The organism is Terriglobus albidus, from assembly GCF_025685425.1.
GTDB lineage: Bacteria > Acidobacteriota > Terriglobia > Terriglobales > Acidobacteriaceae > Terriglobus > Terriglobus albidus.
In genome coordinates this window covers 24,558-32,742 of sequence record NZ_JAGTAS010000037.1, presented here as the reverse complement: position 1 = coordinate 32,742, position 8,185 = coordinate 24,558, and the positions used below count along the sequence as shown (strand labels likewise).

General features: G+C 54.8%; 6 protein-coding genes and 1 pseudogene. 3 read left to right on the top strand and 4 right to left on the bottom strand.

The features are described from left to right. Window positions 1-121: pseudogene (locus OHL21_RS07535) on the top strand (IS481 family transposase); the annotation flags it as partial. A 194-nt stretch (window positions 122-315) separates the two neighbouring features. Then, entirely contained in the window at window positions 316-1,560 is a 1,245-nt protein-coding gene (locus OHL21_RS07530) for a M20/M25/M40 family metallo-hydrolase (RefSeq protein WP_263416640.1), read from the top strand. A gap of 159 nt (window positions 1,561-1,719) precedes the next feature. On the opposite strand, the gene OHL21_RS07525 is transcribed toward OHL21_RS07530, so the two are convergent. The 3 genes from OHL21_RS07525 to OHL21_RS07515 all read right to left on the bottom strand — a co-directional run bounded on the left by OHL21_RS07525 (window position 1,720) and on the right by OHL21_RS07515 (window position 6,492). Further along, window positions 1,720-4,443: a hypothetical protein gene (locus OHL21_RS07525; protein ID WP_263416639.1), complete on the bottom strand. Its 2,724-nt coding sequence runs from the start codon at window positions 4,441-4,443 to the stop codon at window positions 1,720-1,722. A gap of 613 nt (window positions 4,444-5,056) precedes the next feature. After that, window positions 5,057-5,710: a DNA oxidative demethylase AlkB gene (gene alkB, locus OHL21_RS07520; RefSeq protein ID WP_263416638.1), complete on the bottom strand. Its 654-nt coding sequence runs from the start codon at window positions 5,708-5,710 to the stop codon at window positions 5,057-5,059. Between the two features lie 8 nt (window positions 5,711-5,718). After that, a complete protein-coding gene (locus tag OHL21_RS07515) occupies window positions 5,719-6,492 on the bottom strand; it encodes a 2OG-Fe(II) oxygenase (protein WP_263416637.1) in 774 nt (257 codons plus the stop codon). 204 nt (window positions 6,493-6,696) lie between these two features. Between OHL21_RS07515 and OHL21_RS07510 the strand changes: the two genes are divergently transcribed. Next, the gene (locus OHL21_RS07510; protein ID WP_263416636.1) at window positions 6,697-7,146 is read left to right on the top strand and encodes an ester cyclase; all 450 of its coding nucleotides are present in this window, start codon (window positions 6,697-6,699) and stop codon (window positions 7,144-7,146) included. 51 nt (window positions 7,147-7,197) lie between these two features. On the opposite strand, the gene OHL21_RS07505 is transcribed toward OHL21_RS07510, so the two are convergent. Further along, window positions 7,198-7,869: a class I SAM-dependent methyltransferase gene (locus OHL21_RS07505; protein ID WP_263416635.1), complete on the bottom strand. Its 672-nt coding sequence runs from the start codon at window positions 7,867-7,869 to the stop codon at window positions 7,198-7,200. Window positions 7,870-8,185 lie beyond the last annotated feature (316 nt).

The following is an 8,185-nucleotide window of genomic DNA, read 5'->3' as shown; positions in this document are numbered from 1 at the left end:
ACACCTCAGACCATGGATCCATCAGTACAACTGGCACCGACCTCATGCTAGCCTCAATCAAGCTCCACCCATCAGCAGATCCGGCCTCAAAGACAACAACCTGTTGAGACACCACAGCTAAAGCCGCTCTCAGTGGAGATCCACACGGCACGGCTTAAAGCCGTGCCCTTAAGCAAAACAAAGCGCCTTTGGCGCTTCGGTCAAAGGGCTGAAGGCCCGCTCCATAATTCCTCGCTTCAACATGAAAATGTTGGCACACCCTGGCAAACATTTTCCCGCTCTCAATCCGTCGGAAAATGCTCTACATTGAATGCCATGAACCGATTGAAGCCGGCAATCGCGTTGTTCCTCTTCTCCTGCCTCGCTCACGCTGCCGACCCCAAAACCACGATGCAACAGCCCGCCGTCGCAGATGCGCTGCGTTTCGCGCAATCGAACGCGGAAGCCAATATCAAGACCCAGATCCACCTCTGCGAGATCGCCGCCCCAGAGTTCCACGAGGAGAAGCGTGCCGCTGCCGTCGAAGAGCTCTTCAAAGCGGCACACCTGCAAAACATACATACGGACGCCGCAGGAAACCTCATTGGCGACAGACCCGGTAAAAACCCACGCCCTCATATCGTGATCGCCGCACATCTGGACACTGTCTTTCCAGAAGGCACGGATGTGCACGTCACGCGCACGGGGAATGTACTTAAGGGCCCAGGGATCTATGACGACTGCCGCGGTCTCGCGGCTTTGGTGGGTGTCGCACAGGCATTGGACGCGGGCAAGGTACAGACCACAGGCACTATCACCTTCGTCGCAGATACCGGAGAAGAAGGTCTCGGAGATCTCCGCGGCATGAAGGAGTTCTTTCGTGGCAAGACCAAATTAGACATCGACGCCTTCATCTCCATCGATGGACCGGAATCCATCACCGACGCAGTCACCGGAGGAGTTGGCAGCTATCGCCTGCGCCTCACCTACTCCGGCCCCGGCGGACACAGCTTCAATGCCTTCGGCATCGCCAACCCCATCCATGCGCTCGGCCGCGCGATCGCGAAGATAGACGAGATACAGACACCCGAGACGCCCCGGACCACCTTCAACGTAGGCCGCATCGGCGGCGGCACCTCGGTAAACACCATTTCTTCGAGCGCCTTCGCAGAGATCGATATGCGTTCAGAAGAGTCAGGCCTACTCGAAACAACCAAAGCCACCGTGGAGCGGGCAGCACAGTCCGCCCTGGACGAAGAGAACGCCCGCTGGCACGATCGCGGCAAACTCACGATGAAGATCGACCTGCTTGGCTATCGCCCTACAGGCTCGACACCGTCAGACTCGAAGCTGATTGATACTGTGCGCGGAGTAAACCAGGCAATGGGCCTGCCGGCGTTGACGACCAGCCGGCAATCCACCGACTCCAATTTTCCTATGAGCCTCGGCATTCCTTCTGTAACCCTCGGCGCCGGAGGCACAGGCAAAGACGCACACACGGTGAACGAGACCATCGACATCACCGAGGCCTGGAAAGGCGTTCAACGTCTGGTATTAGTTGCAAGTACACTTGCCGACTAGCAACAAGTCTCCTGCGCTGCGTCTTTTCTTTGAAATGCGTGCGAGAATGGAGCGTTCCCGAGGCCTGACGATATGAAAAGCTTGAACGCCTTTGAGCGCGAAAGGGCGGGCTCGCATCCCCCCACCCCTTCGCAAGGCTCTCTATTTCGCATCCAGCTGTTATTCAATCACCCGCACGTTGTACGTTGAGGCTGCGGGGGTTCCGCCTCCAGCAAGGTTGGTACATACGTATACAGTTACCGTCCCTGGAGATGTGACTTGGGCGTTCCACGTGAAAGCCGATCCCGGATTGGTGTTTGGGGATGCCGCTGCAACCATGCTCGTAGTAGCTCCAGTAATTGAGACTGTTCCGCTGGCACATGCGCCAGCGGAGACAGAAGCACCTCCGATACTTGAGGTGGTCGCGCTCAACACCTTGCCGAATACTGATGAGAGTTCAGAGGCCACATCTGTATTGGCCGGCACGAACATGATGTAGCCGACACGATAACCCGAGAGACCTGTTCCGGACCATGTACTGGTGAAGACGCCAAACTCATCTCCGGGAGTTGCGTTCGTAAGATTGATCGGACAAGCTGTTGCCGTCCCCGGTGCGCCGGAAATAGACCACACCTGCGAAGAATACGTGGCCGCGTTGTATTGCACGTTATATGTCTCAGTGCAGCTACCCAGGTTAGTAGATGTTGTAATGTCTCTGACGGTGAAGGTAGCGGAGCAAGATGCCGCACCCTCACACATGCCCTGCGTCACAAGATAGCCGCTGGTAGTGGGCCATCTCGTTCCAAGAAGAAAGAAGATATTAGCGCCGATCTGTTCCCCACCCTGACCAGGGATATATTGAGTTCCCGCTACATCGAGATAAGAGCCATAGGTCTCAAGGCCGTTATCCACGACATACTTAAATATCCCCGAGGAAATCAGGCTTGAATTGAGTGTGCCAAAAAGGTCGTCCGCCTTCACAACAAGTCCTGCAGAACTCCGATAGGGCGTCGCTGAATTTCCCGAAAGAGCGGAACTTCCATCGCCAAAGCCCGCTGGAGGAAAAGGAGCATCCGGTTGCGCATAAGCCCTGCGAAATAGGTTCGGATTACTTCCGGATGTCCCACCTTCGATTTCGTTAGCAGGGCCGTTATTGGTTACCTGCGAAGGTAAGAGGTTCGAATTCAAGAAGGTATTGTGGCTTCCATTGATCCGAAAATTCGGCCCAATCGCGGCGCTGGAAAATCCTTGTGATGTAGCCCAATTGATATACATGCCTCCTGCAGAGCCACATTGCCCTAATACACCACCGTCTATCACATTGTTTACACCGGTGTATCGGGCGTGTTCTCCCGAGTTTGGTGTCCAGCATTCATCGTAGTAACGGTTGAATGTTGCACTCGGAGTCGAAGAGATGCCAATTGGAACATTGAACTGAAAGAGACCTAGCGAAAAGGGCTGCAATCCGCCGGCGTAGATACTGAGTCCATTAACGATTCGATGTGCACCGTTGTACCAGACCATTGGAATGAGGTTGAACTGCAGATTCACGTCCTCATAATCGTTAGTGTCTGGTGTCCATGCCGTCAGAGACCCGAGGCCGGCCGCAGGAAGTGCCTCTATGATCCCACCCCACAGATTCGTTACTATCATGTGCCGGAAGCCTAATTTATTTGATGCGGCCTGCAGGAAGATTCCGCATGTATTGTTTGCGCGGTTCGCAGGCTGATCAACCGCTTGAATATTAATGTGTTCCCAATACCAATGATTTAGGCCTTGATTGCCTACACCAGTTGAGGCGTTGCTATCGGGAGCGGCGAAAGCACAATTGCCTACGTACCATGGCGCGATTACACCCGCACCCCAGCTGCCAGATCCATTTGAGATGCCGGTCGAGGCAGCTGGCGAGATTGTTACGGTATTCGCTCCAGTAATTGCGGTAATGGTCGCATTAAGATTTCCGCCACTCGGACCCGCACCGATGACAGTAACCTGAGCTCCAATTACGTACTGACTTGGAATGGCCTGGAAGCCTCCACACGTTGTATACAGCGTCGACAAACTTGTCGAATGCACGCCGTCGTTGATATAGGCTCCGCAAGCATCCGATGGGCTAATCGTCACCGGACCCGGCGCCGGTGGCGAAGACAGTGGCGTGCTCCCTCCCGCCGTTCCACTAATGCGATTAGGAAAATTATTGTTACCTCCCGCTGCTGTGGCAGCCGCATTCACGCTGGCATCTACATTCACCGTGAAGTCATGCACCAACACACCATTCTGAGGAATAGACCAGATAGTAGGAGTGTCCGGAGTTGCAAGAACATCCTGTCCCGGCATTCCCTGCAGCGTACTCAAGGAAATGCCGGCGCCGAAAATGCTTTGCCCATGCCAAACAAGCGAACTCGTAAGACAAGCGCCCGGCGGTAGCTGCACCGGCGCATTTGCGCTTTCCGCCGCGGTGAGTGCAGCTTGAATTGCTATCTGATCGTCATGACCGTAGTACCACGTCGTGGTAGTTACCGTTGAAGAAGGCGCGCCTGAGGCTAGCGTGGCATTGCCCGCAGTCACAGATGCAATAACACCAGAGAAGACAACCCAGGTCCCCGAAACGAACCCACCGCCATTAATGGTTTTTCCCACGTCCGTACTCAAAAACGTGACACCGCTTGTCACACCTGACGTGTTGACTGTGAGCGTCCCTCCAGGCTTCAAAAGATCGCACTTTGCGTTATAGGGTGAGGCCATGATGAAAATCGTGCCGTTAACGTTAGCAACAGTAGTTTGAGCAACCGTTGTTTCAAACAACGCCACCATAACGAACAGCATGCAAGCGAATCGAAGCAGAACAAGATGCCTCATGCAGGCGAATATGTGAGTAAAAGTCTTCCTAAAACTGTAATTCATGACGTGAACTTCCTCTCTCAAGATCTGATCTACGCACATCAAGTGGAGACCAATGGAAGAAGCCGAAGGCCAGTATTGCACTGCACCAGTATCAGTTCGTCGTATGCGAACTAGTTAGAAGATAATTTGACTATAACCTGACGTAGCGGCGGAGCAAATCTTACCGCGAGACTCACACTCCCCGCGGCTTCAGCACTACAGGATGAAAGAGCGCAAAAGACGGCAAAGACGATCACAAGATCGGTATTCTGTTGTGCGAATCAAATAAGTCGACGCGCTCAATTCGATTCCGCCGGCAGATGCACAGTTGCCGCCGTTTCAAATCGTGCCGAGCAACTATGGAGGAACGGCGAATTCATCCACATGCAACTGCTGAGCGAGGTAAATCCTCAGTCTCCTCAGGCGGGAAGGAACGGCAGCCTCTGCCCGCAATCTTTTTTGGATGATGGTGATGTTCCTGTTTATCCGCAGCAAACAGCACCACTTCGTCGCACGGTGATTAAGCTGCACATCGATAAGGTCCTTGCCGGATTGTCTGCCGGGAGAATCTCGGCAGACAATCCGATTCTGAATATGGCAAAGACGACGCGGAGTAACTGGCGCTTCGAAACCTTCAGCCGGCCTTCCGAAAGGTAAGGTTGTAGCGAACCGGACCCAGCCGCGGATGGGTTCCATCTCGCAACGGTGCAATGCCGTGATAACGCAGCCTCGCAGGCCCTCCCCACACCAGCACGTCGCCATGAACGACCTGGATGCGTTGGAGCGTATCCGTTCGCTTCAGCCCGCCAAAAAGGAAGGTCGCAGGCAGGCCTAACGACACCGAGACGATCGGTTGCGTATAGTCACGTTCATCCTTGTCCTGATGCAGTGACAACTTCGAGCCTGGTTCGTATCGGTTGATGAGGCACGCATCCGGCTTGAACTCCGCAAAGCCTGCTTCTTTCGCAGCAGAACTCGCCAGATCTTTGAATTCCATTGGCATCTCAGGCCATGGCTTGCTCGTCCTCGGATCAATGTGGTCATACCGATAGCCGGTGTGATCTGTCACCCATCCCAGCTCACCGCAGTTCGACATCGCCACCGACATGCGGAACCCACCGGGCGTCACCATATTGCGGAATGGCGACTGCTCAGTGACGCGCTTGAGAGCGGAAAGTAAATCTTCCTCAGCGGCAAGCGCGAAGCCTGCGAGGACTGCCGTACCTGGACCCAGAAGATCCTTCGGCAGCAGGGACGGGGGTCCGTCTTCAAAAAGTGAGGAATTCATGATCTTCACTATGTGGCGTCATGAAAGATAACGCCAAGGGTATATCGCTGTCCTGAGCGAAGACGGCTGACACCATGCCGGAGATTTACCCGGTAGCTGCCGTGCGTGCCTTGCACAGGACGATGATGAACAGCAAAGGCAACCGCATCTCCCTGCCGCAGAGGTACGACTTCAGCCCGGCTCTGCATGCGCGGGCGCTGCTCGGTCAGGACAAACTCACCGCCGGTAAAATCTCTCCCCGGCTCCGACAATAGAAATGCCACCTGGATGGGAAAAACATGCTCACCGTACAGGTCCTGGTGCAGGCAGTTATAGTCTCCGGCGCCATACTGCAACAGCAGCGGTGTCGGCCTCAACTGCCCAGCCCGATGGCAACGCTCGATGAACTCGGCGTGTTGGGCCGGATAGCGGATACCGATCCCCATCTGTTCGTTCCAATGATTCGCAACCGGAGCCAGCCTCTCGTAGAGAGACGTCCGTAACCCCTGCAATAACTCAGGCAGCGGATAACGAAAGTACTTGTACTCGCCACGGCCAAAACCATGCCGCGACATAACGACGCGGCTGCGGAACAACTCATCGTTCCCATACTGAGCTGCCACAGCTTCGCACTCGTGCACCATAAGGATGTTCTTCAGCACGGCATTGCCTGAGTCATTGAGGTCGCTTGCAATAAGCTGCCAGTCAATCGATGCGATGCGCGATAACGCGTGTGTTGCGTCTGGAAGTGACAAGCCAGGCTCCTGCAAGGCCAGTCCTGAATTTTTTAGATCAGTCTTCATACGTGTCTCTCTTTGAGGACAACACTATCGAGACGCGTGATGCGGAACACTCCGATTCTTGCCTTCAAACTCGGACCGCCTGCGATGCACGGTTCAAAAATTTGGCGGCAAGATCCGGAGTGTGATCGACACCTTATCAGGTTAGGTTCTGACGTGCAGAGCGACATCTCGCCTCTGCCATTTCAACCCAAAAGGAACACAGGTATGTCGAAGGAAGTACAGAACAAGGCTCTTGTAGGCCGCTGGTTCACGGAGTTCTGGGGACCAAACGTAAATCTCAACATCGTGGACGAACTTGCGGCTCCAGACATGTTGCTGCAGTATTCGCTGCACGAACCACGCCGGGGTCACGACGACATCAAGGCATTTATGACGGGATTTCGCCAAGCCTTCCCGAACCTCAACTTCTGGGGAGCGGCGGACCTCATCGCAGAGGGAGACTACGTTGTCGGGCGCTGGCAAGGCGGGGGTACGCACACCGGACCCGCATTCAGTGATTTCCTCGCCGGCTCATTGCCCGCCAACAGCGGCCGCAGGATGCACTTCACAGGAACCACTGTTCTCCGCATCAAAGATGGCAAGATCGCCGAGGAGATCGGTCTGGACGATGGCGTGACCGCACTCACCCAATTAGGTCTGATTCGGACGGCTTAGCGAAAGACGGCAGCCGAGACATGCAGCGGCTGCCGCCCTCCGCGGTGAACGCTACGCTGCAACAGCCATCGTCTGTGGATTCTTAGCGCGGTAGATGCGATAGTCGTAGCCCTCCTTTACGAACGAGAGATACGGCATACTATCCGCCACGCTCGCATAGACGGGGAAATCCATAACGACCCAGACATCGCGGAAAGACGACTCCAGTGAGCGTCCCAGGTTCTCCAGTACAGTCCGCATCACATCTTCACCGAACGGATTGAAGAGGTAGACGACCAGCTTTTCGTCGGGAAACTCAAATTCCATCGCATTAACGTTCATACACGTTGCCTCACATAAGCGGGCACGCTCGTCGTTATGGAGATTCAACTTTGCGAGATCGCTCAGCTCCTTGCGCAGCTCGATTCCGATGGCGGTGCGGAAGGGATACTCCTCCAGAGCCAGGAGAAGCATACGTCCTTTACCGCAACCGACGTCGATGAAGGTGTACTCCTGCGGATTCGTTACAGGCAGGGCATGCAGCACACGCCGCGCGCATTTGGGGCGAATCGGCACATAAGTATGGTTGGTTGGATCGGTTTCCCAGCCTTTGCGAGCCTGGTCGGCTCGGTCAGCTGAAGTATCCGTGCCATGACGCCAGTCAAACCACCAGTTCTCAAAATCGGTGTTGAGTTTGATCAGCTGCGGCACGCCCGGGATTTTGCGAATCGACTGACGGAGCATAGTGCGGAGATCATAGCAACCGGAAAATCACCGCGACTATGGCAAGAACCTATCTTTAGAGATGGCAGAAACCTCTAGGAGGTATACCGCAGATTGCTTCTATGTCGTTTCGGACTCGCCATTTATACGCGGACTCTTCGTTCTCAATACTGCCGGGTGCCCCAACCTTCGGGGTCCCCAACGAACGCTGTTCGTTGGGGTGAACGCTCGCAACGCTAGGGTGGGCTAGGAACACCCCAAATTCCAACGAGCATAAGTACGAATAGTTGACGTGACTTACTAGTGAACCCAACCCCTCCTAGCGTTGCGAGGATGG